The organism is Serpens gallinarum (assembly GCF_014836765.1).
GTDB lineage: Bacteria > Pseudomonadota > Gammaproteobacteria > Pseudomonadales > Pseudomonadaceae > Serpens > Serpens gallinarum.
This window is the reverse complement of sequence record NZ_JACSQG010000005.1, coordinates 92,132-116,610: the sequence shown is the minus strand read 5'-3', so window position 1 is coordinate 116,610 and position 24,479 is coordinate 92,132. Positions and strand designations below refer to the sequence as shown.

24 protein-coding genes and 1 pseudogene are annotated in these 24,479 nt (G+C 61.5%); 8 read left to right on the top strand and 17 right to left on the bottom strand.

Going from position 1 to position 24,479, the window contains the following annotated elements; genetic code table 11:
• Nucleotides 1-23: 23 nt before the first annotated feature.
• Nucleotides 24-1,412 carry a PhoH family protein gene (locus H9642_RS11245; RefSeq protein WP_251836540.1) on the bottom strand — a complete coding sequence of 463 codons (1,389 nt, stop codon included), beginning with the start codon at nt 1,410-1,412 and terminating at the stop codon, nt 24-26.
• A 352-nt stretch (nt 1,413-1,764) separates the two neighbouring features.
• Between H9642_RS11245 and yaaA the strand changes: the two genes are divergently transcribed.
• Nucleotides 1,765-2,544 (top strand): peroxide stress protein YaaA, encoded by a 780-nt coding sequence (gene yaaA, locus H9642_RS11240; RefSeq protein ID WP_251836647.1) that lies wholly within the window; start codon nt 1,765-1,767, stop codon nt 2,542-2,544.
• 236 nt (nt 2,545-2,780) lie between these two features.
• Here the strand turns inward: yaaA and bamJ are convergent, their stop codons facing one another.
• The 4 genes from bamJ to H9642_RS11220 form a co-directional block, all read right to left on the bottom strand.
• Nucleotides 2,781-3,398: a BamJ family beta-barrel-assembly machinery protein gene (gene bamJ / locus H9642_RS11235; protein WP_251836539.1), complete on the bottom strand. Its 618-nt coding sequence runs from the start codon at nt 3,396-3,398 to the stop codon at nt 2,781-2,783.
• A 76-nt stretch (nt 3,399-3,474) separates the two neighbouring features.
• Nucleotides 3,475-3,765 carry a DUF6482 family protein gene (locus H9642_RS11230; protein ID WP_251836538.1) on the bottom strand — a complete coding sequence of 97 codons (291 nt, stop codon included), beginning with the start codon at nt 3,763-3,765 and terminating at the stop codon, nt 3,475-3,477.
• A gap of 221 nt (nt 3,766-3,986) precedes the next feature.
• Entirely contained in the window at nt 3,987-4,307 is a 321-nt protein-coding gene (locus H9642_RS11225; protein ID WP_251836537.1) for a DUF4136 domain-containing protein, read from the bottom strand.
• Nucleotides 4,308-4,466: 159 nt separating this feature from the next.
• Nucleotides 4,467-6,914, bottom strand: a complete 2,448-nt coding sequence (locus tag H9642_RS11220) for a Lon protease family protein (protein WP_251836536.1) — start codon at nt 6,912-6,914, stop codon at nt 4,467-4,469.
• Nucleotides 6,915-7,263: 349 nt separating this feature from the next.
• Between H9642_RS11220 and H9642_RS18480 the strand changes: the two are divergent.
• Nucleotides 7,264-8,502, top strand: a pseudogene (locus H9642_RS18480) (cache domain-containing protein); the annotation flags it as partial.
• A 150-nt stretch (nt 8,503-8,652) separates the two neighbouring features.
• The gene (locus H9642_RS18475) at nt 8,653-9,408 is read left to right on the top strand and encodes a methyl-accepting chemotaxis protein (protein WP_433962698.1); all 756 of its coding nucleotides are present in this window, start codon (nt 8,653-8,655) and stop codon (nt 9,406-9,408) included.
• Between the two features lie 86 nt (nt 9,409-9,494).
• Here the strand turns inward: H9642_RS18475 and dgt are convergent, their stop codons facing one another.
• The 4 genes from dgt to H9642_RS11195 form a co-directional block, all read right to left on the bottom strand.
• Nucleotides 9,495-10,976, bottom strand: a complete 1,482-nt coding sequence (dgt, locus tag H9642_RS11210) for a dGTPase (RefSeq protein ID WP_286010300.1) — start codon at nt 10,974-10,976, stop codon at nt 9,495-9,497.
• Nucleotides 10,977-11,020: 44 nt separating this feature from the next.
• Nucleotides 11,021-11,578, bottom strand: a complete 558-nt coding sequence (locus H9642_RS11205; RefSeq protein WP_251836534.1) for a DUF2780 domain-containing protein — start codon at nt 11,576-11,578, stop codon at nt 11,021-11,023.
• A 161-nt stretch (nt 11,579-11,739) separates the two neighbouring features.
• Nucleotides 11,740-12,051, bottom strand: coding sequence for a cell division protein ZapA (locus tag H9642_RS11200; RefSeq protein WP_251836533.1), 312 nt, complete (start codon nt 12,049-12,051; stop codon nt 11,740-11,742).
• Nucleotides 12,048-12,434, bottom strand: coding sequence for a hypothetical protein (locus H9642_RS11195; RefSeq protein WP_433962697.1), 387 nt, complete (start codon nt 12,432-12,434; stop codon nt 12,048-12,050). The genes H9642_RS11200 and H9642_RS11195 overlap by 4 nt, the downstream gene beginning before the upstream one ends.
• Nucleotides 12,435-12,568: 134 nt before the next feature.
• Here H9642_RS11195 and H9642_RS11190 point away from each other — a divergent pair, with 134 nt between their 5' ends.
• Nucleotides 12,569-12,814 (top strand): hypothetical protein, encoded by a 246-nt coding sequence (locus H9642_RS11190; protein ID WP_251836532.1) that lies wholly within the window; start codon nt 12,569-12,571, stop codon nt 12,812-12,814.
• A gap of 378 nt (nt 12,815-13,192) precedes the next feature.
• Entirely contained in the window at nt 13,193-13,405 is a 213-nt protein-coding gene (locus H9642_RS11185) for a hypothetical protein (RefSeq protein ID WP_251836531.1), read from the top strand.
• Between the two features lie 156 nt (nt 13,406-13,561).
• On the opposite strand, the gene H9642_RS11180 is transcribed toward H9642_RS11185, so the two are convergent.
• The 5 genes from H9642_RS11180 to H9642_RS11160 form a co-directional block, all read right to left on the bottom strand.
• The gene (locus H9642_RS11180; RefSeq protein WP_251836530.1) at nt 13,562-15,037 is read right to left on the bottom strand and encodes a helicase HerA-like domain-containing protein; all 1,476 of its coding nucleotides are present in this window, start codon (nt 15,035-15,037) and stop codon (nt 13,562-13,564) included.
• Nucleotides 15,038-15,214: 177 nt separating this feature from the next.
• A complete protein-coding gene (gene groL, locus H9642_RS11175) occupies nt 15,215-16,855 on the bottom strand; it encodes a chaperonin GroEL (RefSeq protein WP_251836529.1) in 1,641 nt (546 codons plus the stop codon).
• A 47-nt stretch (nt 16,856-16,902) separates the two neighbouring features.
• A complete protein-coding gene (locus H9642_RS11170) occupies nt 16,903-17,196 on the bottom strand; it encodes a co-chaperone GroES (RefSeq protein WP_251836528.1) in 294 nt (97 codons plus the stop codon).
• Between the two features lie 206 nt (nt 17,197-17,402).
• Complete coding sequence (locus H9642_RS11165; protein ID WP_251836527.1) at nt 17,403-17,855, bottom strand: FxsA family protein; 453 nt, start codon at nt 17,853-17,855, stop codon at nt 17,403-17,405.
• A 71-nt stretch (nt 17,856-17,926) separates the two neighbouring features.
• On the bottom strand, nt 17,927-18,658 hold the full coding sequence (locus H9642_RS11160; RefSeq protein ID WP_251836526.1) for a HugZ family pyridoxamine 5'-phosphate oxidase: 732 nt from the start codon (nt 18,656-18,658) through the stop codon (nt 17,927-17,929).
• Nucleotides 18,659-18,754: 96 nt separating this feature from the next.
• Here H9642_RS11160 and H9642_RS11155 point away from each other — a divergent pair, with 96 nt between their 5' ends.
• Nucleotides 18,755-19,513 carry an SDR family oxidoreductase gene (locus H9642_RS11155; RefSeq protein WP_251836525.1) on the top strand — a complete coding sequence of 253 codons (759 nt, stop codon included), beginning with the start codon at nt 18,755-18,757 and terminating at the stop codon, nt 19,511-19,513.
• An 89-nt stretch (nt 19,514-19,602) separates the two neighbouring features.
• A complete protein-coding gene (locus tag H9642_RS11150) occupies nt 19,603-19,893 on the top strand; it encodes a DUF5629 family protein (RefSeq protein ID WP_251836524.1) in 291 nt (96 codons plus the stop codon).
• Nucleotides 19,894-19,961: 68 nt separating this feature from the next.
• On the opposite strand, the gene H9642_RS11145 is transcribed toward H9642_RS11150, so the two are convergent.
• Nucleotides 19,962-20,528: an outer membrane beta-barrel protein gene (locus H9642_RS11145; RefSeq protein WP_251836523.1), complete on the bottom strand. Its 567-nt coding sequence runs from the start codon at nt 20,526-20,528 to the stop codon at nt 19,962-19,964.
• Nucleotides 20,529-20,746: 218 nt separating this feature from the next.
• On the opposite strand from H9642_RS11145, the gene H9642_RS11140 reads away from it, so the two are divergent.
• Nucleotides 20,747-21,358: a class I SAM-dependent methyltransferase gene (locus H9642_RS11140; RefSeq protein ID WP_251836522.1), complete on the top strand. Its 612-nt coding sequence runs from the start codon at nt 20,747-20,749 to the stop codon at nt 21,356-21,358.
• 66 nt (nt 21,359-21,424) lie between these two features.
• Here the strand turns inward: H9642_RS11140 and H9642_RS11135 are convergent, their stop codons facing one another.
• Complete coding sequence (locus H9642_RS11135; protein WP_251836521.1) at nt 21,425-22,069, bottom strand: response regulator transcription factor; 645 nt, start codon at nt 22,067-22,069, stop codon at nt 21,425-21,427.
• A gap of 54 nt (nt 22,070-22,123) precedes the next feature.
• The gene (locus H9642_RS11130) at nt 22,124-24,409 is read right to left on the bottom strand and encodes a PAS domain-containing sensor histidine kinase (RefSeq protein ID WP_251836520.1); all 2,286 of its coding nucleotides are present in this window, start codon (nt 24,407-24,409) and stop codon (nt 22,124-22,126) included.
• Between the last annotated feature and the right edge of the window lie 70 nt (nt 24,410-24,479).

The following is a 24,479-nucleotide window of genomic DNA, read 5'->3' as shown; positions in this document are numbered from 1 at the left end:
CTGCAGACGTACACACTGCGCTTTTACATATGCGTTTCCGCGTATTCGGCCAGCACCGAGCGCGGCACCCCCTGCAGGGTGATGTGCACACCGTGGCTGAAATCCTTGAAACGCTCGGTGAGGTACGTCAGCCCGGAACTGGTGGCCGACAGGTAAGGGGTGTCGATCTGCGCCAGATTGCCCAGGCAGATCACCTTGGTCCCGCTGCCCGCCCGGGTAATGATGGTTTTCATCTGGTGCGGGGTCAGATTCTGGCATTCGTCGATGAGCAACAGGCTTTGCTGGAAACTGCGTCCGCGGATGTAATTGAGTGACTTGAACTGCAACGGCACCTTTTGCAGGATGTAGTCGACACTGCCGTGGGTGTTCTCGTCGTCGCTGTGCAGCGCCTCCAGGTTGTCGGTGATCGCCCCCAGCCAGGGTTCCATCTTCTCCGCCTCGGTACCCGGCAGAAAGCCGATGTCCTCATCCAGCCCCTGCACGCTGCGGGTGGCAATGATGCGCCGGTAGCGCTTGCTGACCATGGTCTGCTCAATAGCCGTGGCCAGGGCCAGAATGGTCTTGCCCGAGCCGGCGGCGCCGCTCAGGTTGACCAGATGAATGTCCGGATCGAGCAACGCGAACAGCGCCAGCGCCTGGTAGATGTCGCGCGGCTTGAGCCCCCAGGCTTCCTGGTGCAACAAGGGCTCCTGGTGCAGATCGAGAATCAGCAGTTCGTCTGCGCGAATGCCCTTGATCCAGCCCACGAAGCCCTGCTCGTCGAGGATGAATTCATTGATATGCACGGGCGGCAAGTTGCCGGTGAGCTGCACGCGATGCCAGGTGCGGCCGCGCTCCTGACGGGTTTCCACCTTGCTGACCAGCTCCCAGAACGAGCCCGGCATGCTGTGATAACCCCGGGACAACATGCTGACATCATCGACCAGTTGGTCGGTCTGGTAATCCTCGGCAGCGATGCCACAGGCACGCGCCTTGAGGCGCATGTTGATGTCCTTGCTGACCAGCACCACAGACAACTCGGGGCGCCGGCTGCCGATGTCCACCAGCTGATTGATGATCCGGTTGTCATTGAGATGCTCAGGCAGCCCACTGGGTACCTCGTGCTTGCTCATCAGGATCGAAAGGCTGCCACAGGGGCCACTTTTGCCACGTTGGATGGGTACGCCCTGCTCGACCTCCTGCGGCGTGGCTTCGCCGAGCACCTTGTCGATCAGGCGGATCGCCTGTCGGCATTCGGCTGCGACGGTGTGTTTGCCGGTTTTCAGCTTGTCCAGTTCTTCCAGCACGGTCATGGGAATCGCGACCTGATGCTCCTGGAAGTTCAGCAAGGCATTGGGATCGTGGATCAGAACATTGGTATCGAGCGCATAGAGGATTGGCTGGGTGGAACGTGCGCATCCTTGGTCATCCATACGGTCACCTCAAGATCACGCGACGGAAGGCCAGAACGGCGCTCCGCCGCATAAGGGCAGGCCTGAAACGCCACGCCCAGGAACGGCCGCCAGCCAGGCGGCCAATGAAACACACAGCCTCTAATCGCGGCCTGCACCCTATTTGAGGCCGCAATTGTGAATTTATTCCTACCGTCAGCCGGATTCCCTCCCTTCTGCGTCCTCCGCTGTGACTCGAACGACAGGCGAGCCGGCCGGCAAACCGCTTGCGTCCTCGCTCCGAGCGCGCCTATGACGCGTCAATCGAACCGATAGGTGGAGTCAAGGCGCCGCACTCCCTACAATCGCGGCACCTTTCATGGAGACGATGCCGATGTTACTGGTGATTTCCCCCGCCAAGACCCTGGATTACGACACCCCGCCGGTGACCGCGCGTTTCACCCAACCGCAGCACCTGGACGACGCTCAGCTGCTGATCGAACAATTGCGCGAGCTGATGCCGCTGCAGATTGCCGAGCTGATGCACCTCTCCGACAAGCTGGCCGGATTGAATGCCGCGCGCTTTGCCAGCTGGCACCCCGACTTCACCCTGGACAACGCCAAGCAGGCCCTACTGGCCTTCAAGGGCGATGTGTACACCGGCCTGCACGCAGAAGATTTTAGCGAAGCCGATTTCGAGTTTGCCCAGGATCACCTGCGCATGCTCTCCGGCCTGTACGGCATCCTGCGTCCACTGGATCTGATGCAGCCCTATCGTCTGGAAATGGGCACCAAGCTACCCAATGCGCGGGGCAAGGACCTGTACGCCTTCTGGGGCGAGCGCATCAGCCATTGGTTGAACGACGCATTGGCTGCCCAGGGGGACGATATTCTTCTCAACCTGGCCTCCAACGAATATTTTAGTGCGGTGAAGCGCAAGGCACTTAACGCGCGGATCATCGACACCGAGTTCAGGGACCTGAAAAACGGCCAGTACAAGATCATCAGCTTCTACGCCAAAAAAGCCCGCGGGCTGATGGCGCGCTACGTGATCAAGGAACGCATCAGCGATATCGAGCAACTCAAGGCCTTCGACTACCAAGGCTATTACTACAGCGCGGAGCAATCCGGTGCGGACAAGCTGGTGTTCCTGCGCGACCAGCCAGAAGCCTGATTCATCACCGACAATGACACAGGCTGCGGGCGGCTAGCGTTGCGAAGTATTGGGATGAACAGCACGGACGGAGCCATCGGCCAATTCCGCCTGTGTGCAAGACGAACATTCCGCCGGCGGGGTGCTCGTTCTGCCACGCCCAACCCAGTGCCCTGCGGCGAGCGATGCCGCCCCACGCAAGCGGCATAAAAAAACGGGCCACGCCCTTGGGGTGTGGCCCGTTTTTTTGTATCGACTTAGAGAATATCCAGCAGCTCTACGTCGAACACCAGCACGCTGTGCGGCGGGATGCTGCCAACGGCCTGGCCGCCGTAGGCCAGTTCGCTGGGCACGTGCAGACGCCACTTGCTACCGGTGTTCATCAATTGCAGGGCTTCGATCCATCCGGCGATCACGCCACCCACCGGGAATTCGGCCGGCTGGCCGCGCTGGTAGGAGCTGTCGAACACGGTGCCGTCGATCAGCGTACCGTGGTAATGGGTGCGCACCTGGTCATCGCGGGACGGCTTGGCGCCTTCGCCCGCGACCAGCACTTCGTACTGCAGGCCTGATTCCAGCACGGTCACGCCTTCACGCTTGGCGTTCTCCGCCAGATAGGCCTTGCCTTCGCCCGCCGCTGCTTCGGCCTGGGCCTGGGCTTGGGCCTGCATGCGCTCGCGGATCACCTGAAAGCTGGCGTTCAGCTCGTCCAGGCCCACGCGACTGTCACGCGATTCAAACGAGTCCCGTACACCGGCAATGATGGCCTCGAGGCTGGCGCCCGGCGGCGGGTTGTCGCGCAGCTGCTCACCGAGTTGGCGGCCGATGCCGTAGCTAACGCGGGCTTCGTCTGTGGATAGGTCGAGTTCGGACATGATGCAGGCTCCGCCTGGAAAAAAGGGTCGCCAGACTAGCACAGCCGTGTGCACCTGCCGAACCGAGAAGGCGTGGTTAACGGGGCAAAGTGCGCGCCAGCCTGGTGTGATCACTGTCCGCCATGCCGCACATCTCTTCGCCAGCCTCAGCCTGGTCTAGATGCAGCGTAAGCGGCAAGCCATGCAGCACCTGACGGGCGTGCTCCAGCGAGCGCAGATGCAAGGGTTGCCCTGCCGCATCCAGCAACGGATGGGTGCGCGCGCCGGTCTTTACCTCGAGCAAATATATCCCGCCCTCCAGGCAGACCAGGTCTACTGCGTTTATGTCCCCAGCACGTGAGCGGACCGATAACTCATGCAGATTCATGGGATTTCACCTCAACCAGAACAGGCCTGATGTCAGTGTCGTTTATCCCGTCTTCTACACAAGGTAAACGGTGGCCCGCTCGTCCGGCGGGAGCAGGTTAGAGTTATTCACCCAAACAGTGGATAACTTTGTGGATAGGCATCTGGATAAGCGCCGTGAGGCAACGAGGACGATACCTTGGGTAGGCTGCACAAAAAATGAGCGAAACGGCGTAATGAGGATTACTGCCAGGCCAACCGCCGTGACACACCGCTCAAGCGGCGCAGCTCGGCCTGCATATGCAAACGCCAGATTGGCTGCGCGGGATCTTCGCGATAGCCTTGTGCTAGCAGATTATCGGCAATCGCGTCAAGTATCCGGCCTGCCTCAGAAGGGCCGTGGAATGGGCCTTGCACTTTGATCTCAGTTGGCTGGGCATTGGCGAGGCCAGCGACGCAAAGCAAGGTCCAGAGGCCATTGCCACCGGTCAACGGGCAGATCCGGCACTCGATGCGCATGTTCAAACCCAGGCATTCGCGGGTAAGGCAGATCTGGCGCGACATGACAGGAATTCTCCGGGCATATCCCACCCCGGCTCGCCGGAGACTACAGGGAGTTATCCTCATAATCTGTGGATAAGTCTGTGGAAGATGCCGGGGGAAACCCGTTCCAACCATTGGCAACTCAGGCGGCCCGACACTTCGCTCAATGTCTGACCAGTTTCAACGCGGCTCGTTCGTTGGCAGCGCAGCGACGACAGCACTTATCTTGTCGTCCTTATTGTCCTTGTCGTCGTCTTCCAGCTCGATTTCCGCGATTTCCCGCAGACGCTCAACCACTTTGGCGTTCACGCTGCCGGGCGGAAACTCACCCTGGCCGTCCGCCGTACCGGCCGGCTCACCGACCAGCAGACTTAGCGCATCATCGACATGACGAACAGCATAGACATGAAATTGGTTGGCGCGCACGGCCTGCAAGACTCGTTCATCGAGCATCAGCGTGGAAACATTGGCATACGGAATGATCGCGCCCTGCTCCCCCGTCAACCCGCGCGCCTCGCACAGGCGGAAGAAGCCTTCGATTTTCTCGTTCACGCCCCCCACCGCCTGCACTTCGCCGAACTGATTGATCGAGCCGGTGATGGCAAAGCATTGTTTGAGCGGCGTGCGCGACAAGGCGGAAATCAGCGTGCAGCATTCGCCGAGCGCTGCACTGTCACCGTCCACATAACCATAGGATTGCTCCAGCGCGATGCTGGCGGAAATCTCCAAAGGGAAATCCTGCGCATAACGGCTGCCCAGGTACCCGGTGAGAATCATTACCCCCTTGGAGTGGATCGGCTGACCGAGATTGACCTCACGCTCGATGTCGACGATGCCCGAGCCACCCGGGTAGACGGTGGCGGAAATCCGCGCCGGAATGCCGAACGCCGAATCACCAACTTCCAGCACTGTGAGTCCATTGCATTTGCCGATGGCCGCGCCCTCGGTATCAATGAGCACGATGCCCGCCAGCATGTCATCGAGAATACGCGCCGATACGCGTCCGGTACGGCGCGCCTTGGCGCTCAGAGCCCGTTCGAGGTGGCCGGCATCGGTAGTCGGATCACCCGCAAGATGGCGAACGAAATCGGCTTCGCTGAGCAACTGGAACAGATCGCCGATACGCGCCGACAGGCGCCCCTGATGCTCGGCCAGACGCGCACTGTAGGTCGCCAAGCGCGCTACAGCCGCCGCGGTGAGCGGCGCGAGCCCTTCTTCAGAGGTACGCGTCTTGATGAGTTGGGCGAATTGTTCGAGGCTGTCCTCGGCCAGCGGTATTTCCTCTTCAAAATCGGCCAGCACGCGAAACAGCTCCTGGAAGTCGGGATCCAGCTCCTGCAGGGCGTAATAGACCTTGCGCGAACCGATGATCACCACCTTGAGCTGCAACGGGATGACCTGCGGCGTCAGGGTCACGCTGGCCAGGCGACCCATCTCGACCAGCGGCGACTCCATCTTTAGCTGGCGCGAATGCAGGGCGCGTTTGAGCGCTTCCCAGACAAACGGCTCGCCGAGCAGCTTTTCCGCCTCGAGAATCAGGAAGCCACCGTTGGCACGGTGCAGCGCGCCGGGGCGCAGTTGCCGGTAACTGGTATACAGCGCGCCCTGGTCGGTGTTGTATTCGATGCGCCCGAACAGGTTGTCGTAGGTCGGATGCGACTCGAACACCACCGGCGCCCCGCCGTTCAGCGGCTGGCCGACTACCAGGCTGGGGGCGTATTGCTCTTCCAGATCCTTGCGTTTTTGCGCATCGCTGCGGGCTTCGTCGACTAACGTGTCCACCACGGTGCGCAACAGGTTGACCTGCATCGCCTGCAAATAGGCGCTGACGCTGGCGTTTTCGGCGTATTTTTCCGAGAGCGGCGCCAGCAGTGGCTGCAGCCCGAGGGTGATGGTCTCCTCGTTGAGCTGGCGCAGGCTGTTGCTGGTCTCACGCCGCCACTGCGGCAGACTGGCCAGCTCCTGGTTCAGGCGTTCCTCAAGCTCAGCGATGTCATCGTGAAACCGCATGCGCTCATCTTCAGGCAACAGGGCGAACTCCGCCTCATCGAGCGCCTTGCCGTCCTTCATCGGTGTGAAGGCAATGTTGGTGCTGTCGCGGTAGAGCGCGATGCCGCGCTCCAGCGCGAGCTTCTCGATCACATCCAGGGCCCGGTCGTAGCGCTGGTTGAACAGCCGGTCAATGGCGCTCTTCTTCTGCTGGAAGCTGGGCTGCTCGAACACGGCCGGGAAAGTCGCCAGCAAATTGTCGATCAAGGCGTCCAAGTCTTCGATGAAGGTTGCCGCGCTGCCGGTCGGCAATTCCAAGACGCGCGGTTCGCGCGGCTCGTCGAAATGATTGACGTAGACCCAGTCAGAGGGCGCCGGCAAACGCTTGGCCTCGGCTTGCAGGTAACGTCTGACGAACGAGAAGCGCCCGGTGCCGGGCTCGCCCATGACGAACACGTTGTAACCGCTGCGAGGCATCGCCACACCAAATTGCAGCGCTTCCACCGCCCGCTCCTGGCCCAAGACGCCTCGAAACGGCTCCAGCTCATCGGTGGTGGTGAACATGAACTGATCAGCATCGAACGGACGGGTCAGGGCGTTTGGCGCCAGGCGCCATTGGGCGGCGAAAGCTGCAGACATCGGAAATCCTTGTTTCAAGCGGCCGGCAGCCGCGGGAGAAATACTCGACATCATTCTGGCGTCGCCCCGCGATAGCTGGCAAGGCTGCGACGTTGTCCGACGCAAATGAGAGCTCGACCCTCGCGCCATCCAATAGGTGACCCAGACGCCGACTCACCCCCAGGGAATCCCGCTGCTAGCCGGGCTCTGAAATCTACTGAATCTGCCAATTGGCTCACAGAATGACCGTGACGGACTATTAAGTCCGCAAAAGTCAGGCCGATACCTTTTAACAAGCCTGTCTTATCCATTACAAAAAACGCCACAGAGGCGCACCAGGACAGGATCTCGCGCATAAGGAACCGCTCCCATGCTGCCTACCCGTCTTTCCATTACTTGGAAAATCTCACTGCTCGCCGGACTCTGCCTATTAGCCGTGGTGGTCTTACTCACCGGGGCCTCGCTGTACCAGTCGCAGCGCAGCGCCGAACTGGTCAAAAGCACCAGCGGCGAGATGCTCAATCAGTCCGCTCAGCAGCGCCTGAACGCCTACGGTGAAACCCAGGCGTTGCGCATCCAGCGGCGCTTCATGGACACCTACCATTATGGCTCGGGCCTTATCGGCCAGTTGTTGTTCCTGCGCGAGCAGGCCGAGCTGCGGCAGACCAGCAGCTTCGAGCTGCGCGAGGACCTGATCAAGCTGGTACAGGGTGCACTGGAAGCCAGCCCTGACCTGCTGGGTATGTATCTGGTCTTCAATCCCGACGCGCTGGATGGCAAGGACGGCCTGTTCATCAACCAGCATGAGTTCGCCGGTAACAACAAAGGGCGCTTTGCCATCTATTGGGTGCAGCCCACACGCGGCCAGCTGGACATGGAAGTCATGGACGAAGACTGGTTTGAGGACGACAGTCTCGACGCCAACGGCCGCCCCATGAATTCGTGGTACACCTGTCCTCACGAGAGTCGCCACGTCTGCGTCATCGGGCCTTACGAAGAGAAGGTCAACGATGAGACCGTGCTGATTTCCAGCGTCGCCTTTCCCCTGGTGCATGAGGGTAAAATACTCGGTGTGTTCGGCATCGACTTCAGTCTCACCAGCCTGCAACAACTCAGCGTGCAGGCCAGTCAATCGCTGTATGACGGCCAAGGCCACGCCAGCATCCTCAACGAGTCAGGCTTGTTGGCCGGCCACAGCGCCAACCCCTCAGCTCTGGGCCAGCCTCTCAGTCAGCATTACCCGCAACAGGCCGAGCACCTGTTGGAGCTGGTCAGCGCAGGGCGCTCGCAAGTGATCGAGCATCAGGGCTTGATGCAGACGCTGCATGCCTTTGCGCCGATTCCTGGCGCCAAAGCCTGGTCAATCCTGCTGGAAGTGCCGCAACAGGCCTTGCAGGCACCCGCACTCCAGCTTGGGCAACAGTTGGATCAGCGCAGCACCCGTGACAGCCTGACCTCACTGTTCCTTGGCCTCCTGGCGATGCTGGCCGGCTTCGCCCTGATCTGGCTGACTGCACGCAGCGTGACCCGACCGATCCTCGACGTCGCCGGCATGCTCAAGAACATCGCCAGCGGCGAAGGCGATCTGACCCAGCGCCTGGCCTATACCAAACAGGACGAACTCGGCGAGCTGACCGGCTGGTTCAATGCCTTTCTCGACAAGCTGCAGCCCATCATTACCGACGTCAAACGTACCGTGCACAACGCCCGCGACACGGCCAAGCAGTCTTCATCCATTGCCAGCCAGGCCAATGACGGCATGCAGCAGCAGTATCGCGAGGTCAACCTGGTGGCCACGGCCGCGCAGGAAATGAGCGCCACCGCACTGGATGTGGCACAAAACGCCGAACAAGCCTCAGCAGCCGCGCGCAACGCCGACCAGGCTACTCAACAAGGCCTCGAGATCATTGCCCGCACCACGCACAGCATGCAGACGCTGACCCAGGAGATGAGCAGCGCCATGGCGCGAGTCGAAGGCCTGGCCGAGAGCAGCGAGCAGATCGGCTCAGTCTTGGAAGTGATTCGTGGCATCGCCGAGCAAACCAACCTGTTGGCCCTCAACGCCGCCATCGAGGCCGCCCGCGCCGGTGATGCCGGACGCGGCTTCGCCGTCGTCGCCGATGAAGTGCGCGGCTTGGCCAAACGCACCCAGGACTCGGTGGGAGAAATTCGCGAAGTGATCGAAAGTCTGCAAGGCGACACCCAGGAAGTCGTGGGCACCATGCACTCCAGCCATCTGCACGCCCAGGGCAGCGTGGAACAGGTCGAGCAGGCGGTCGCCGCCCTGCAGCGCATTGGCGAGGCGGTGAGCGTGATCAATGACATGAACCTGCAGATCGCCAGCGCCGCCGAGCAACAAAGCGCGGTCGCCGAGGAGATCAACCGCAACGTCGCCGGTATTCGCGATGTCACCGAATCCCTGGCCGGCCAATCCCGCGAGTCGGCACGCATCAGCCAGACATTGGACACGCTGGCCAATCACCAGCAGGGACTGATGGATCAGTTCAAGGTGTGACGGCACACAGGGCGTAATTGGATGGCCTGCCCCGTGGCACGGTATCGAGTTCTGGATGCCGTGCAATGGGGGGCGGCTTGCGCGGCTTACAGCGCCGCCAAGGTGTGGTACTCGTCCTGGGCGTGCTGGTCGGTCATGCCGCTGACAAAGTCCAGCAGCATCCGGCAGCGATGATAGAACTCCCAGAGCGGCCGATCCTGCGCCGGCTCCGGAAGATTCTTGAGGGCTTCGCTGTAGGCCTTGAGCAACTGGCTCGGCAGGCGCCTGGCCAGCATCTGCAGCTGCGGTGAACGCCGGTAGCGTCCTTCCGTCAGAGCGATGAAATCCTGCGGCGCCACGCGCAGCAGCGGCGCATAGAACTCCAGCAGGCCCTGCAGGATGCGATACCCCTGCAAATGCAGGGTTTCCACCTCGCGATGGCAGAAAACCTGCTCCCTGGCCACGTCCTTGAACGTTTGCACAATGGCATTGGCTGGGCTGGCATCTTCCAGCAGCGCGCGGTCGAGGGTGCCGTGAAACACCGGCTCGATATGCGTGATGAACTGCGTGGCCGCATGCTGCACCAGCGGGTGGACCATGTTTACCCGCAGCCAGATGAAGAATTCGCCGGCCTTGTTGATCGGCTCTTTCAGCGCCCGATCCAGGGCGTAGCCCACGCGCTGGCGAAAGGAGCGCTGCCCGAGCATGGGGCCGTCCACATCGCCATACTCGGCGAATTTGTCGACCAGCAACTGGGCCAGCTGCTCGACACTGAGGATGCCCTTCTCTACCGAGTCCTCGATATCCGCCAGGCAATAGGCGATATCGTCGGCCGCCTCCATGATGTAGACGGCCGGATGGCGGGTACCGGGCGCCATGCCCAGGGCCTCGTACAGCTCGAGCAGGAAGTTCTCTTCGGACAGGTAGAAACCCGGCTTCTTGCGCAGGTAGGCACCTGGGCTATCAGCGGTCGGCCTGGCTTCATAGGCGGGGCGTACATACTTGAGCATCGCCGCAATCTGCGCATAGGTGAGATTCAAGCGCTGCAGGCGTACCAGCAGGCGGATGGCCTGGGCATTACCTTCAAACTCTTTGAGGTCGCGGCACATGCGCTCGCGCAACAGGGCATCGCCCCGACCCGCCGGGACTGCCGCATCGAACAGCGCATCGAGGTTTCGTTCGCACCATTCGCCGATGGCGAATTCGCCGAAATGACCGAACGGCGGGTTGCCGATGTCATGGCTCAGGCAGGCCATTTCCACCAGTGTTTCCAAGGGGCCTTGCAAGTCTTGCAGACCGTAGTCGGCCGCCTTCGCCCCCAACTGCTTGTACAGCGTGCGCACAATGAAACGGCCGGTCTGCTGCACTTCCAGCGAATGCGTCAGCCGACTACGCACCGCCGCATTGCGCTCCAGTGGAAACACCTGGGTCTTCTGCTGCAGGCGACGTACGGCGGCGCTGTTGATGATCCGCCCACGGTCGCTTTCCAGCTGGTCGATCAGGGCCGCCAGCTCGTCGCCGGGTGCGCCCGCTCCCGCCTTGCCATGGGGCCGGCGGGAGGAAAGCTTGAGCTGGAAATCAACCGTCATTGCAATCCTCACATGGACTCAGGCTTGTACCTGCAGCCCGTCAATCAGCCTTCGGTGCCCCAGGCGCTGGACAGGCTCTGCAGCACGCCGCCCGATACGCCCTGGTTGCCAAAATATTGCAGCAGCAATGGCGAGAACACCTCGACCATGCCGGTGTCCATGCCCAGAGTTGAGAACGCCTGGTCAACACCCGCCTCGGTGCGGGTATTGCTCAGCGCCTTGCTCAGCACCGTTGGGCTGGCCGATTGGCCATTCAGCAGACCCAGAGCAGACAGTTGTGTCACCGCGTTGCTGCCGGTGAGCTGCTGCAAGCCCGGAACCGCCGTGGCCAATTGGGCGTATTCGTTGGTGCTCAGCTTCGATTGCGCCAGCCCCAACAGGGCGGCGGTGCCACCCAGCGCCTGGGTGGAGGAAGTATTGGTCGAGCCCAGCATGGACAGCAGACCGCTGATGGTCGCACGGGTAGTGCCCGGAGTAGCGGCCGGCATGGATGCGTCAACCGCCGAGGCGATTTGCACGGCATCGTTCATGTTCAGGCCCGACGATGCACAACCAGTCATGGCGAGCATCGCAGTGAGGGTCAGGGAAGACACTGTTTTCATGAAAACCTCTGGAGACGGGAATCACAGTACAGGGGGTGTACCGGCAAGCGCAGATTGATTGGGGCGAGAGCGAATAAGTTCCGCTGCGAAGAGAGATAAATAGGTCTTCCGACAGCGCGCAAGCCATGCAAACGTTTTGCTCGCAGGCAAAACGGGCCGTTTCACCCCACTTGAACCGTTTCGATCTGACCCTGGATACGTTCCTTGGTGGAGTTCAACCGCTGCTGCAAGGCGATCAGCTCGCGGTGATATTCAGCCTGCTGCTCCAGGTGCCTGGAGCAGACGCTCAGAGCCGCCAGCAGGAATAGCTCGTCGGGGCGCAGTCCCGGACGCTGGCGTTGAATATCCTTGATATGTGTACGCAATAACGCAGCCGAGTCCTCGAGAAGCTGCTGCTTCCCTTCCGGGGCTTTCACGGTGTAGTCGCGGCCGAAGATAGACAGGACCGAAACTGCGTTATCGGGTGTTTTCATGCGCTGGCGATAATCGAACCGCTGTTGGTGGAATGAGTGCTGACCTGATCGCCGGCGGCACGTTGTACCAGGGCTTGCAGGCGCGAAGCGACGGCACCCTGCCGTTCCTCCATTTCCAGCATTTGCAGTTGCAGCATTTCGTTTTCATCCTTGATCTGCGCCAGGGCTGCGCTCAATTCGGCCTGATTGGCTTGCAGCTCCTGATTACGCTGCAACAGGTTACCGACGAGCTGCTCCATTTGAACAAGAGTTTCTTCCAACATCATGACATCCACAGGGCATTTCAAAAGACCTCTACGATAATGAAATGCGTGCACGCTTACCAGCGACAAAGCATGGCGGCCATACGCCTGGATCGTATGTTGCTGCAGCGCACGCAACAACAGCGATAATCCCAGACTGCGCGACCTTCGGTCTCGGTCATTGCCGCGCCGCAAGCCAGTCTCACTTAGCAGAACTATCTTCTGGTATGGATAACCCATTCAGGCTGCATCAAACCCTGCAAAGGAGAAGGACCATGTTCCGTGATGAACAGGTAGGCGAGGCCGAGTTTCGTGAACGACTAATTGCACTGGGTATCGACATTCCACCCGGCGCCGACGCCGAAGAAGCCTGTACACTGGCGGTACGTGGCTTCGACGATCAACGCGCCCAGGCGTTGCGCCGATTGGTGGAGGACTTGCTCGCCAGCAGTGCCACCGTACATCCGGCCGTACGCAAGGCTATTTCCCGCACACTGTTACCGGCCTTGGTGCCCGCCTGATAAACAGCCCTCGGCATTGTGCCTGGCAACATCCATGGCGGCCGTATAGACGTCTGAGACGTATCGGTTGTGTTTTCGGCACAGCCCGATCCCCAGGCCACGCCGGCGCGCTCGCCGGCCGCTAGGGGCTCCAACAAAAACCCCTGTCTGCCATTCAAGCGTGGGGTTGCTCGGGTAAACCGGCAGTACTGTTTCAGCCCGGACACATGTCCCTGACATATAACTCCCGGGGCGCCGTTACATGGACGACCCCCACTACGGGTATATAATTTACGCCCATAACCATGGTTCTTTGTGTAAACCCTGCTTTTATAAACAACGAGTCCTTGTGCACTTTTTGCCGACTCATCACCTCCTTCTGAGAAAATTGGATCAACAGTGACAAAAGACGAACTACGGGCAGAACTCGAGCGCCAAGCCAAGCGCTACAAAGACGAAAACGGCGGTGAAATCATTACTTATGCTGCGCAACCAGAGCCGGAGCGCAAGCCATGGCGAAAAAAAGCCAGCCTGCTGGATCAAGCTTTCCAGCAAGAACTTGAAAAAATCGAAAAAGATCTGACGAAAGCGGCTGAAGAAAAAGGGCTCTAAGCCACCAATCCAGGCACTCGTTACGTGATCGCAGGGTTGCGAACCTTTGGCGTTTATTGGCAACTGCAGCGGCAATCTGCACTCTCAGCTACCGCTAGATTGCACGGTTCATTGTGGGTCATAAACATGCCGCTAGACGGCCTTTTGCATAGCCCGCTAACGCTTCTTGCCTCCCAGCAACGAGCCCATCAATCCGCGCACAATGTGTCGACCCAACTGATTGGCCGCCTGGCGCATCGCACTTTTCATGGTCTTGCCGACCAGATCGCCGAGCACTTCAGCCGCCTTGTCACCTATACCCGCGCCGGCGTCTTTCTCGTCGGTCTTGGGGACCGCACTAGATGTTGCTCGGGCATTGAGCATCTCGTAAGCTGACTCACGGTCAACAGTCTGGTCATAATGCCCGGCCAATGGCGACGTACGCATCAACGCCGCCCGCTCGCCGTCGGTCAGCGGGCCGATGCGTGACTGTGGTGGGGCAATCGCCACGCGCCGCACCATGGCCGGGGTACCTTTCTCTTCCAGCGTGCCGACCAGCGCCTCACCAATTCCCAATTGGGTCAGCGTTGCCAGGGTGTCGATTTGCGGGTTGGGGCGAAAGCCGTCAGCCACCGCACGCAAGCTTTTTTGCTCCCTGGCGGTGAAAGCTCGCAGGCCGTGCTGAATGCGCAAACCCAACTGGGCGAGGATGTCATCGGGTAAATCGCCCGGCGACTGCGTGACGAAATACACCCCTACGCCTTTGGAGCGAATCAGCCGAACCACTTGCTCCAAGCGCTCCTGTAACGCCTTTGGCGTGCCGCTGAACAGCACGTGCGCCTCATCGAAAAACAGTGCCAGCACGGGGCGATCCGCATCGCCGCGCTCGGGCAGTTGCTCAAACAGTTCGGCGAGCAGCCAGAGCAGGAAGGTCGCATAGACCTTGGGTGCTTCGTGTATCAGGCGACTGGCCTCAAGCAAGTGGATGATGCCCTTGCCCTGCGTCGTGGGGCGCAGGAGATCATTCAATTGCAAGGTCGGTTCGCCGAATAGCGCTTCGGCGCCCTGCTGTTCCAATGTCGCCATCCGGCGCAGCAGCGCCTGGGCTGAAGCCGAGTTGAACAGCGCGGCGTCTTCACCCAAGAGAGCCGGGGTACTTCTCAGGTGGTTGAGCAGCGCCTTGAGATCCTTGAGGTCGAGCAGCAGCAAACCCTCGCGATCCGCCACCTTGAAGGCCGCATATAGCGCCGATTGCTGGCTGTCGGTCAGTTCCAGCAAGTTACCGAGCAACAGCGGGCCCATTTCGCTCAGAGTGGTGCGCAGCGGATGGCCTTTTTTGCCGTCGATGTCCCAGAGCACGACCGGATAACTCTGCGGCTGATGGTTCAACCAGGGCATGGATTCGATGCGCTCGGCCACCTTGCCGCTGGGCTGGCCGGCCGCGCCCAGGCCGCACAGGTCGCCCTTAATGTCGGCGGCGAACACCGCCACGCCGGCATCGCTGAAATTTTCCACCAGCCGCTGCAAGGTCACCGTCTTGCCGGTGCCGGTGGCGCCAGCGATAAGACCATGGCGGTTAGCCAGCCGCAGGAGCTGGCTGATCGGTTGGCCCGACGCATCGGCGCCAAGGATCAACACATTTGGATTGTTCATAAGGCATTCCCTGCAAGACAGGCTACGACCGAGACCCTGCTTTTGACCTTAGCACGTCTTTGTAAGCCGCCTTATGTACGACTTTGATCAGCCGAAACGCATGATTCATGCACATGAAAAACGCAGAAGCCCCGCACGAGGCGGGGCTTCTGGTACAGCTCAGGGAGCCGGGTCGGCTTACATCATGCCGCCCATGCCACCCATGCCGCCCATGTCCGGCATGGCCGGAGCGGCCTTGTCTTCCGGCAGGTCGGCAACGATCGCCTCGGTGGTGATCATCAGACCGGCAATGGAGGACGCCGCCTGCAGTGCAGTACGGGTCACCTTGGCCGGGTCGAGGATACCCATCTCGATCATGTCGCCGTATTCGCCGGTCGCAGCGTTGTAGCCGTAGTTACCGGAACCCTGCTTGACCTTGTCCAGCACCACGGAGGCTTCGTCGCCGGCGTTGGTGACAATCTGGCGCAGCGGAGCTTCGATGGCGCGACGCAGGATGTTGATACCGGCGTTTTGCTCTTCGTTGATCCCCTTCAGATCGGTAATAGCAGCCAGGGCGCGAACCAGGGCCACACCACCGCCAGGCACCACGCCTTCTTCAACGGCTGCACGAGTTGCGTGCAGGGCGTCTTCAACGCGCGCCTTCTTCTCTTTCATTTCGACTTCGGTGGCCGCACCGACCTTGATCACGGCAACACCGCCGGCCAGCTTGGCCAGACGCTCTTGCAGTTTTTCCTTGTCGTAGTCGGAGGAGGTGTCTTCGACTTGCTTGCGGATCTGAGCCACGCGCGCTTCGATGTCGGCTTGAGCGCCGGCACCGTCGATGATGGTGGTGTTGTCCTTGGACAGAACCACACGCTTGGCGTTACCCAGGTGCTCCAGGGTGGCGCTTTCCAGGCTCAGGCCGACTTCCTCGGAAATCACGGTACCGCCGGTGAGGATGGCGATGTCCTGCAGCATGGCCTTGCGACGATCACCGAAGCCCGGCGCCTTGACGGCAGCGACCTTGACGATACCGCGCATGTTGTTGACCACCAGGGTCGCCAGAGCTTCGCCTTCGACGTCTTCAGCCACGATCAGCAGCGGACGGCCGGACTTGGCCACTGCTTCCAGTACCGGCAGCAGTTCGCGAATGTTGGAGATCTTCTTGTCGACCAGCAGCAGCAGCGGGCCTTCCAGCTCGGCCACCATGGTGTCTGGCTTGTTGATGAAGTAAGGGGACAGGTAGCCACGGTCGAACTGCATGCCTTCGACGACGGACAGTTCGTTGTCCAGGCCCGAGCCTTCTTCAACGGTGATCACGCCTTCTTTACCGACTTTTTCCATGGCTTCGGCAATGATGTTGCCGATGGATTCGTCAGAGTTGGCGGAGATGGTGCCGACCTGGGCGATTGCCTTGGTGTCGGTGCACGGCTTGGCCAGGTTCTTCAGCTCGGCGACGATGGCGATGGTGGCCTTGTCGATGCCGCGCTTGAGGTCCATCGGGTTCAGACCGGCAGCGACCGACTTCAGACCTTCGGTAACGATGGACTGAGCCAGAACGGTGGCGGTGGTGGTGCCGTCACCGGCTTGATCATTGGCGCGGGAAGCGACGTCTTTCACCAGCTGGGCGCCGATGTTTTCGATCTTGTCCTTCAGCTCGATCTCTTTGGCGACGGAAACGCCGTCCTTGGTGATCAGCGGCGCGCCGAAGCTGCGCTCCAGCACCACGTTGCGACCCTTCGGGCCGAGGGTGGCTTTGACGGCGTCAGCCAGGATGTTTACGCCGACGAGCAGTTTCTTGCGGGCGGAATCGCCAAATTGTACGTCTTTAGCAGCCATGATTTTTCCTCAAACACTTAAGTGGAACGAGAATTCGTAAGGGAATATCAGCCTTCGATAACGGCGAGGATTTCGTTCTCGCTCATTACCAGCAGTTCTTCGCCATCAACCTTGATGGCATTGCTGCCGGAGTACGGGCCGAACACCACTTTGTCGCCGACCTTGACGGCCAGCGGGCGGACTTCACCATTGTCCAGAACGCGACCAGCGCCGACTGCAACGATTTCACCTTGGTTCGGCTTCTCAGCGGCCGAGCCCGGCAGCACGATGCCACCAGCGGTTTTGCTTTCTTCTTCGCTGCGACGGATGACGACGCGGTCATGCAGGGGACGAAGTGCCATTGTCGATCTCTCCCAAGTAGTTGCTTACAGCCGATGACGTCATCGGCCACTAGTGATTCCGGCGGTGCCGGTTGCGGCGTGCGATGCGCGCCGCAGAAAACTGCTCTGCCAAGCCGGCAGAAACCTTGCGGTGACAGCTAGATAGGGGCGACCCAGGGCATTTCAAGGGCAGGTCGTGAAGATTTTTTGCCGAGTCTGCAAACAGGTCACTTATCGTGACGCTTGTATTCGCCCTCGATAACGCTGGGGCGCTGCGGGTTATTGCGCGCGGCCAGATCCTCGGCGAAGGCGCGCTGGCGCAGGGCCTGCTCTTCGGCTTTACGCCGCAGTTTGCGCACCAGCAGGCGGCGTGTGAACGGCAGCAGGCACAGCAGCCCGAATACGTCACTGATAAAGCCCGGCAACAACAGCAGGCCACCGCCGACGGCGATCAGCAAGCCTTCCAACATTTCTTGCTCGGGCAACTCGCCACGGGCCAGTCGTTCGCGGGCACGCCAGGCGGTGGCGACCCCAGCCACGCGCAGCAGCACCACGCCGAGCACGCCGGTGGCAATGATCAACAGCAGTACCGGCAGCACACCGATCGCGCTGCCGACCTTGATGATCACGGCCAACTCGATCAACGGAAAAAGCAGAAACAGAAAGAAAAAAGCACGCATCAAAGTAAGTCTCTTGACGGGAAAAATGTCGTGTCAGACAGCAGATTAGATGGCGACGCCACGGGGTGAATTCAACGCTGGCGTTCCCCACCGGTCGGCCAACTTTCGGCGCGCGCCAGCTGTACCAAGGCCTGGCGCACCTGCCCGGCAGTGTTACAGGATGTTGGCAAGGGCAACCAGTACAGTCCGCCAGCGATGCGCAGGTGAAATCCCTCGCTGTCGATGCCCACCATCTGTGCGGGCTCGGACGCCGGCAAACCGGCCAAGGCAACGTAATGGGCTATCGCTTCGCCGTGGTCGGCATTCATGTGTTCGAGCATGCCGGCTTCCGCCGCGCCGGCGAAGGGATTGGCCAGGCTGGCGTCCTCCAGCCAGTGAATGGCGCCAAAGCCGCCGATAAAGCGCCAGCGCACCGGTTCGAGCACCCAGAAATCGAAATCATGCACACGGTGATACTGGCTCGACTGCGGAAAGTAGCGGTAATAGCGCGCCGCGGCGGCGTCGATCTCGGCGGTGTCCTGCAGCTTGCGCGCGTCGGCCAGCAGCGTCAGGCGACCGACCGCCTGCACATCCTCGGCGCCGCGCTCGCCGACCAGCAGCGAGCATTTGCCGTCGGCCTGCAGATTGTGGGTGTGTTGGGCGATGCGGCTGATCAGCAGCAAGGGCCGCCCGTCGCCATCCAGGCAATAAGGCGCCACCGAGCCGAACGGATACCCGGGGATTTTCTTCGAATGCGTGGAGAGTACGCCACGGTATTCCTTGAGCAGCAATTCTCGGGCATGCTGGGCTGCCTTTACGCTCACCTTCTGACTCCTCGCAAAGATCCGCTTGAAGCGGACAGGTGCCTAGATTAGCAGGCTTGGACGAGGTTCTTCCGCAGTACTAAAGGGAACACACCGATGCAACTACAAGACAAAGTCATCATCATTACCGGCGGCGGCCAGGGCTTGGGCCGTGCGATGGGCGAATACCTCGCCGCCAAGGGTGCCAAACTGGCGCTGGTCGATCTCAATCAGGAACGTCTCGACGAAGCCGTCGCCGCCTGCCAGGCCGCCGGCAGCGAAGCCCGTGCGTATATCTGCAACGTCGCCAACGAAGAGCAGGTGGTGAACCTGGTTAATCAGGTGGCCGCAGACTTCGGCGCCATCCACGGTCTGGTCAACAATGCCGGCATCCTGCGCGACGGTTTGACCATCAAGGTCAAGGATGGCGAACTGACCAAGCTCAGCCTGGCCCAGTGGCAATCGGTCATCGACGTCAACCTGACCGGCGTGTTCCTGTGTACCCGTGAAGTCGCGGCGAAGATGATCGAGCTGAAGAATCAAGGCGCGATCGTCAACATTTCCTCGATCTCCCGCGCCGGTAACATGGGCCAGGCCAACTACTCTGCCGCCAAGGCCGGCGTGGCCGCCGATACCGTGGTGTGGGCCAAAGAGCTGGCGCGCTACGGCATCCGCGTCGCCGGCGTGGCGCCGGGCTTCATCGAGACCGAAATGGTCGCCAGCATGAAACCCGAAGCCCTGGAACGCATGACGGCAGGCATCCCGCTCAAGCGCCTCGGTCAGCCGAAGGAAATCGCCCACTCGGTGGCCTACATCCTCGAGAACGACTACTACACCGGCCGCATCCTGGAGCTGGACGGCGGCCTGCGCCTGTAACAGCATGAGCGGCGCGGCCCGCCCTGTCCGCGCCGCCCGCAATCTGCGGCGACCCGCTACGCTCCCTTCTCCCCCCACACGAGATCACCATGACCGCACCCCACGCCACCCTTATCGAGGCCCTCGAACTGGCCGACATGCTCGAAGTCAACGGCTTGCACGCGTTTGACTTCGACCTTTTCGAAGTCGAGGAAGATGACGATATCGAGGTGGAGATGACCTGCCTGGAAGGCTCGCAGCGGCATGTCTGGGAATTCAGCCACGAAGAACTCCTGGCCGCGCGCTTTGATGCTGAAGCCGATCTCTGGGTGCTACACAGCCAGGGCGAAGAGATTCGCCTGCGCTGTCTGGAAGCTTTTGTCGGCGAAGACGATATTTGATTTACCGATTCGGCGCTCGTTACGAAGCGCCGCAGCGGCAACGGTGCGCCGCACATAAGCCCCGAAAGTCAGAAGCGCAACGAAAGCGCCAAGGTCGACGAAGTGGCGGTGACCTCGGAACGGCGAGCGCCCGCCGCCCACATCAGGCCACTGTCCTCGATGGCATCAGCGTAGTCATCGGCGCTGCGCAGGTTGATGGTGTAATCCAGCGACACCTGCGGCCAGTTGTAGCCAAAGCCCAGCCCCACTTGTGCCCCGCTGAAATCCAGCGAATCGCCACCGCCATCATATTCCAGGGTTTCGCTGAACCCGCCCAGGGCAACGTAATACTTGAAGCCTTCTCGATTCAGGTTGCCGCCCAGCAGCAACTGAACGTCATACCCCGTCACTTCCAGATCGTCATCCACATCCCAGCTCGCGCCATAAATACTGCCGCGTATCGCCACGTGCTCGTTGAAGGCTGCGGTGGCGAAGATCGAGCCGCCGGTGAAATCCAGGGTCGCCACGTTGGTGGCGTCCACATCGATCCAGTAGAACGATCCACCCACCGAGAAATTCTTTTCCTCTGCGGCCTGCGCCACGCTGGCCATCAGGGCCAACGCGCCCACCAGACCGAGAGCTGCTGCTTTTTTCATCATCATTCCTTGAGTGCTGACAGATCCTGACGGCCAACCCGCGCCCGATGCACGTCCCTCCGCCAGTACCGCACAGTCTTATAACGGCTGATGGCCATCACCTCAATCCATGACCAGGCCGAAACCAGCAGGGCAGCGCGGGATGTGACCTGGGCAGCATTGCGGCGACCCGCGCCAAAGGCCATGCTCGTGGTAACCCGCTCATCACCGAGGCCGCCATGAACCTGTACGAGCGCTACCTCCTGCCACGCCTGATCGATTTCGCCTGTGGCCTGGGCGAAGTGATGAAGATTCGCGCCCAGGTGGTGCCCCAGGCCAGCGGTGAGGTGCTGGAAATCGGCATCGGCACCGGACTCAACCTGGAGTTTTACAACCCGGCGCGGGTCAGCCGCATTGTCGGCGTCGATCCGGCAGCGCAGATGCAAGTGCTGGCCCAGCAACGGGCCGAGAAGATTGCCATTCCCGTGGAAACCGTGGCCTTGGAGCTCGGAGAGATCCAGGCACCCACGGCGCATTTCGACAGCATCGTCTGCACATTCACCCTGTGCAGCATCCCCGACGCGGCCGCTGCGCTGCAGGAGATGCGCCGTGTGCTCAAGCCCGGCGGCCGCCTGCTGTTCGCTGAGCACGGCTTGGCGCCCGATGCCGGCGTGGCACGCTGGCAGCATCGTCTGACGCCGGCCTGGAAACCGCTGGCCGGCGGCTGCCATCTGAATCGGAACATTGTCCGGCTGATCGGCGCCGGTGGTTTCACCGTCCGCGACCTGCAGAGCAGCTACCTGAAAGGCCCGCGCCCCATGACCTACGTGTACTGCGGCTGGGCGGATTAATCGCAGGTACCCATCCGGGTCAGCGCGATGGGTATCGCTGCGCTCAACGCCATCCTACCGAGCGGATTACGCTTCGCGCAGGTTCAACGGGTCCACCAATCCGGCCGCGATGGCCATGCCCACCAGCGCCGGCAGGGTCTCGGCCTGCATGCGCTTCATCACCCGTGAGCGGTACAGGTCGACTGTCTTCACGCTGATGTCCAGTTGTTCGGCGACTTCGCGATTGGTATAGCCGCGCACCAGCGGCAACAGCACGTCGCGCTCGCGAGGGGTAAGGCTGTCCAGACGCGTCTGCACCTCGTCCAGGCCCGGATAGGCAACAGGCGGCGCCGCGCTGCTCAGGCGGTTGAGCGCCTGCTGCACACTGTCCAGCAGCAGTTGCTCGTTGTAGGGTTTTTCGATGAAGTCCACCGCACCGGCCCGAAACGCGCGCACCACGATGGGCACATCGGCATGACCGCTGACAAAGATCACCGGCAGCGTGAGGCCGCGCTGTCGCATGGCTTCCTGGATATTCAAGCCGCCCATGCCTGGCATACGCACATCCAGCAGCACGCATGCCGCACGAACCGGCTCACAGGCCGCCAGGAAATCCTGGCCGTTGGTGAACGGCAACGCCTTGAGGCCCACCGATTCCAGCAGCCAGACGGTGGAGTCGAGCATGCCCTGATCGTCGTCTACCACATACACCAGTTGGTCCTGAGAACTCATCCCCGCGCCCTTTCCTTGTTATCGATCATTCGCTGCCCATTATCGTTAAAAAGCTCAGCTGCCATCTTTTACCCGCGTCGCTTCGCGCAGCGGCAGGCGGCATTCCAGCCGCAGCCCGCCGTTCGCTTCGGGGTACGCCTCCAGGGCGCCGCCAAAACCTTCGACGATGCTGCGGCTCATCGACAGGCCCAGGCCCAGCCCCTCGGCCTTGCTGGTGTAGAACGGCGTGAATATCTGCTCGAGAACCTCGGCGCTGGCCCCCGGGCCCTGATCACTGACGCCGATACGCAGTTCGCCGTCATGCCGCTGCGCGTTAAGCAGGATCCGTGACGTTGAACCGGGGTGCGCTTCGCGGTTGGCATCGATGGCGTTGCGCAGCACGTTGAGCAGCACCTGCTCGATCAACACCGGATCGGCGTACACCGACGGCAGATCGTCCGCCAGTTGCTCGTCAATCGTCACCTGCGCCTGGCTCGCTTCCCAGGCGCACAAGCGCACCGCCTCGCGGGCTACCTGGGCCACGTCGAGTGCCTGCATGCGCCGCTGGCCCTTGCGCAAGAAGGCGCGCAAACGCTTGATCACTTGTGAGGCGTGGTTGGCATGCTCGGTAATGCGCTCCAGCCCCTGACCGATGCGCTCAGGGGCCTGGGGATTGCTGCTCAGGGTCTGCAGGTAGCGCTGGCTGGCACTGGCGTAGTTGACCACCGCCGCCAGCGGCTGGTTGATTTCATGGGCGATGCCTGACGCCAGCTCGCCGAGGGTGACCAGGCGGGCGGTGTGCGCCAGTTCGTCTTGGTGGCGGCGCTGCTGAGCCTCGCGCAGTTCGCGTTCGGTCATGTCGCGGGCAACCAGCGAATAGTAACGCTCACCGCCGGCCAGGCTGTGCGCCAGCAGCACCAGCGAGACCGGCAAGGAGGCCTTGCCTCCCTGCGGCTGCAGACGCACCTCACCGCTCCACACGCCCTCGCGTTCGGCCGTGGCGCGTCCTTCATTGCGCAGCCGGTCCAGGTCCGCAGCACCCAGCAGGGCCGCCAGTTCAAGGCTGGTGCCTTCCTCGATCTGCAACGCCTGGCGCGCCGCCGGATTGAGGTAGGCGATGCCGCCATCGGCCTGGATAAACAGCACCAGATCGGTGTTCACCTCGACCACTTCGGCCAGGCGTCGGCGGTTTTCCTCGGCCTGCACCCGTGCGGTGACATCGCGCGACACGCTGACCACCTCAACCACCGCCCCGGTATAGGTCTCGCGGATCGCCCGGCAGGCGGTTTCGAACCACAGGTAATGACCCTCGCGATGGCGGATGCGGAACGTCATGGTGAGATAGCCGTCTTGCTCCAGCGCATCGCGTGCGCGCTGCACCAACTGAGCGATATCCTGGCTGTGGAACAAGCCGTGGGCCAGGGTGCCGCGCAGCTCCTCCGGCCAGTAGCCGAGCAAGGTCCAACTGGCCGGTGAGGCATCCAGAAAGCGCCCGTCCGGGGTGTGCCGGGAAATCAGGTCGGTGGTGTTTTCGGTGATCAACCGGTACAGCCGACGCGCCTGGGCGGCATCGCGACTGGCCAGCACCTCGGCGGTGGCTTCCCGGCAACGCACCAGCACCCGTTGTTCGGCAGGTTCGGGGATATAGGTCCAGACCAGAATGCGCGCTGCAACCTTCACCTCGACATTTTCAATCGCGCGCTGCTGGGCCAGGCTGGCCCGTACCAGATGCGGGTGATTGACCGGCAGCACCCGCGACATTTCCGTCAGCGACGCCTCGCCGAGCAGCGTGGCCAAGGCGGGATTGAACTCCACCGGCTGCGCGGCGGCATCGACCAGCAAGGCGGGCTGCGGATCACTGCCCAACAACGGCGTGCTGCGCGGCAGGTTGCCTGACAGTGGCAGCAGCGCTGGCAACAACGCCAGGACGCCGTCGAGCCCGTCCAGCGGCCCACTCTCACGCAACGCCACCAACAGCACGCCCGATTGTCCGGTCAGCAACGGCAAAGCCAGGGCGCGGCCATACTCCACTCCAGCCCGGCGCAAACGACCGGCCAGCCAACAGGGCACCTGTCGCAACGCCGCCAGGGACAACAGCGGCTCGACCTGCAAGCGGTCAAACAGCACTTGATCGCTGGCTTGCAGCGGGTCGCCCTGCCCCGGCGGCAACTGCCCGGCCTGCCCCTCATGGGCATAGGTGCGGGTGCGCGGCTGCCAACTCAGGTACCAGGCTTCCTGTACCTGCGGGCAGGTCCGCAGGAAGCGGCGCAGGCCATCGGCGCACTCCGCCAAGGGTCGTGGCTCACGCAGCAGCTGTGTCAGTACCTGGACCTGCAGCGCCTGCTCGTCGAACCCTTTCATGCGGCCGCCCCCGACTAGTAGTTTTACTATAAAACTATGGTTTATATACCAATGATTGCGCCGCTAACCT

Coding starts and splice junctions, on each gene's coding strand:
- H9642_RS11245 (WP_251836540.1), bottom strand. CDS start 1,412: ATGGATGACCAAGGATGCGCACGTTCCACCCAGCCAATCCTCTATGCG.
- yaaA (WP_251836647.1), top strand. CDS start 1,765: ATGTTACTGGTGATTTCCCCCGCCAAGACCCTGGATTACGACACCCCG.
- bamJ (WP_251836539.1), bottom strand. CDS start 3,398: ATGTCCGAACTCGACCTATCCACAGACGAAGCCCGCGTTAGCTACGGC.
- H9642_RS11230 (WP_251836538.1), bottom strand. CDS start 3,765: ATGAATCTGCATGAGTTATCGGTCCGCTCACGTGCTGGGGACATAAAC.
- H9642_RS11225 (WP_251836537.1), bottom strand. CDS start 4,307: ATGTCGCGCCAGATCTGCCTTACCCGCGAATGCCTGGGTTTGAACATG.
- H9642_RS11220 (WP_251836536.1), bottom strand. CDS start 6,914: ATGTCTGCAGCTTTCGCCGCCCAATGGCGCCTGGCGCCAAACGCCCTG.
- H9642_RS18475 (WP_433962698.1), top strand. CDS start 8,653: ATGCAGCAGCAGTATCGCGAGGTCAACCTGGTGGCCACGGCCGCGCAG.
- dgt (WP_286010300.1), bottom strand. CDS start 10,976: ATGACGGTTGATTTCCAGCTCAAGCTTTCCTCCCGCCGGCCCCATGGC.
- H9642_RS11205 (WP_251836534.1), bottom strand. CDS start 11,578: ATGAAAACAGTGTCTTCCCTGACCCTCACTGCGATGCTCGCCATGACT.
- H9642_RS11200 (WP_251836533.1), bottom strand. CDS start 12,051: ATGAAAACACCCGATAACGCAGTTTCGGTCCTGTCTATCTTCGGCCGC.
- H9642_RS11190 (WP_251836532.1), top strand. CDS start 12,569: ATGTTCCGTGATGAACAGGTAGGCGAGGCCGAGTTTCGTGAACGACTA.
- H9642_RS11180 (WP_251836530.1), bottom strand. CDS start 15,037: ATGAACAATCCAAATGTGTTGATCCTTGGCGCCGATGCGTCGGGCCAA.
- groL (WP_251836529.1), bottom strand. CDS start 16,855: ATGGCTGCTAAAGACGTACAATTTGGCGATTCCGCCCGCAAGAAACTG.
- H9642_RS11170 (WP_251836528.1), bottom strand. CDS start 17,196: ATGGCACTTCGTCCCCTGCATGACCGCGTCGTCATCCGTCGCAGCGAA.
- H9642_RS11165 (WP_251836527.1), bottom strand. CDS start 17,855: ATGCGTGCTTTTTTCTTTCTGTTTCTGCTTTTTCCGTTGATCGAGTTG.
- H9642_RS11155 (WP_251836525.1), top strand. CDS start 18,755: ATGCAACTACAAGACAAAGTCATCATCATTACCGGCGGCGGCCAGGGC.
- H9642_RS11150 (WP_251836524.1), top strand. CDS start 19,603: ATGACCGCACCCCACGCCACCCTTATCGAGGCCCTCGAACTGGCCGAC.
- H9642_RS11145 (WP_251836523.1), bottom strand. CDS start 20,528: ATGAAAAAAGCAGCAGCTCTCGGTCTGGTGGGCGCGTTGGCCCTGATG.
- H9642_RS11140 (WP_251836522.1), top strand. CDS start 20,747: ATGAACCTGTACGAGCGCTACCTCCTGCCACGCCTGATCGATTTCGCC.
- H9642_RS11135 (WP_251836521.1), bottom strand. CDS start 22,069: ATGAGTTCTCAGGACCAACTGGTGTATGTGGTAGACGACGATCAGGGC.
- H9642_RS11130 (WP_251836520.1), bottom strand. CDS start 24,409: ATGAAAGGGTTCGACGAGCAGGCGCTGCAGGTCCAGGTACTGACACAG.